The organism is Pseudomonas sp. QLc11A (genome assembly GCF_052112305.1).
Lineage (GTDB): Bacteria > Pseudomonadota > Gammaproteobacteria > Pseudomonadales > Pseudomonadaceae > Aquipseudomonas > Aquipseudomonas laurylsulfatiphila.
In genome coordinates, this window is the sequence record NZ_JAVAJJ010000040.1 from 1 (window position 1) to 2,240 (window position 2,240).

Below are 2,240 nucleotides of genomic sequence, written 5' to 3' on the forward strand. Positions count from 1 at the left end.
GGTGACTGCGTACCTTTTGTATAATGGGTCAGCGACTTATTTTCAGTGGCGAGCTTAACCGAATAGGGGAGGCGTAGCGAAAGCGAGTCTTAATAGGGCGTCTAGTCGCTGGGAATAGACCCGAAACCGGGCGATCTATCCATGGGCAGGTTGAAGGTTAGGTAACACTGACTGGAGGACCGAACCGACTACCGTTGAAAAGTTAGCGGATGACCTGTGGATCGGAGTGAAAGGCTAATCAAGCTCGGAGATAGCTGGTTCTCCTCGAAAGCTATTTAGGTAGCGCCTCATGTATCACTGTAGGGGGTAGAGCACTGTTTCGGCTAGGGGGTCATCCCGACTTACCAAACCGATGCAAACTCCGAATACCTACAAGTGCCGAGCATGGGAGACACACGGCGGGTGCTAACGTCCGTCGTGAAAAGGGAAACAACCCAGACCGTCAGCTAAGGTCCCAAAGTTATGGTTAAGTGGGAAACGATGTGGGAAGGCTTAGACAGCTAGGAGGTTGGCTTAGAAGCAGCCACCCTTTAAAGAAAGCGTAATAGCTCACTAGTCGAGTCGGCCTGCGCGGAAGATGTAACGGGGCTCAAACCATACACCGAAGCTACGGGTATCATCTTCGGATGATGCGGTAGAGGAGCGTTCTGTAAGCCTGTGAAGGTGAGTTGAGAAGCTTGCTGGAGGTATCAGAAGTGCGAATGCTGACATGAGTAACGACAATGGGTGTGAAAAACACCCACGCCGAAAGACCAAGGTTTCCTGCGCAACGTTAATCGACGCAGGGTTAGTCGGTCCCTAAGGCGAGGCTGAAAAGCGTAGTCGATGGAAAACAGGTTAATATTCCTGTACTTCTGGTTATTGCGATGGAGGGACGGAGAAGGCTAGGCCAGCTTGGCGTTGGTTGTCCAAGTTTAAGGTGGTAGGCTGAGATCTTAGGTAAATCCGGGATCTTAAGGCCGAGAGCTGATGACGAGTTACCTTTTAGGTGACGAAGTGGTTGATGCCATGCTTCCAAGAAAAGCTTCTAAGCTTCAGATAACCAGGAACCGTACCCCAAACCGACACAGGTGGTTGGGTAGAGAATACCAAGGCGCTTGAGAGAACTCGGGTGAAGGAACTAGGCAAAATGGCACCGTAACTTCGGGAGAAGGTGCGCCGGTGAGGGTGAAGGACTTGCTCCGTAAGCCCACGCCGGTCGAAGATACCAGGCCGCTGCGACTGTTTATTAAAAACACAGCACTCTGCAAACACGAAAGTGGACGTATAGGGTGTGACGCCTGCCCGGTGCCGGAAGGTTAATTGATGGGGTTAGCTAACGCGAAGCTCTTGATCGAAGCCCCGGTAAACGGCGGCCGTAACTATAACGGTCCTAAGGTAGCGAAATTCCTTGTCGGGTAAGTTCCGACCTGCACGAATGGCGTAACGATGGCGGCGCTGTCTCCACCCGAGACTCAGTGAAATTGAAATCGCTGTGAAGATGCAGTGTATCCGCGGCTAGACGGAAAGACCCCGTGAACCTTTACTATAGCTTTGCACTGGACTTTGAATTTGCTTGTGTAGGATAGGTGGGAGGCTTTGAAGCGTGGACGCCAGTTCGCGTGGAGCCATCCTTGAAATACCACCCTGGCAACTTTGAGGTTCTAACTCAGGTCCGTTATCCGGATCGAGGACAGTGTATGGTGGGTAGTTTGACTGGGGCGGTCTCCTCCTAAAGAGTAACGGAGGAGTACGAAGGTGCGCTCAGACCGGTCGGAAATCGGTCGTAGAGTATAAAGGCAAAAGCGCGCTTGACTGCGAGACAGACACGTCGAGCAGGTACGAAAGTAGGTCTTAGTGATCCGGTGGTTCTGTATGGAAGGGCCATCGCTCAACGGATAAAAGGTACTCCGGGGATAACAGGCTGATACCGCCCAAGAGTTCATATCGACGGCGGTGTTTGGCACCTCGATGTCGGCTCATCACATCCTGGGGCTGAAGCCGGTCCCAAGGGTATGGCTGTTCGCCATTTAAAGTGGTACGCGAGCTGGGTTTAGAACGTCGTGAGACAGTTCGGTCCCTATCTGCCGTGGACGTTTGAGATTTGAGAGGGGCTGCTCCTAGTACGAGAGGACCGGAGTGGACGAACCTCTGGTGTTCCGGTTGTCACGCCAGTGGCATTGCCGGGTAGCTATGTTCGGAAAAGATAACCGCTGAAAGCATCTAAGCGGGAAACTTGCCTCAAGATGAGATCTCACTGG

At 52.5% G+C, this 2,240-nt stretch carries 1 rRNA gene; it reads left to right on the forward strand.

Annotated elements, in window-relative coordinates:
- A 23S ribosomal RNA gene (locus Q8X48_RS29760) occupies positions 1–2,240 on the forward strand; the annotation flags it as partial.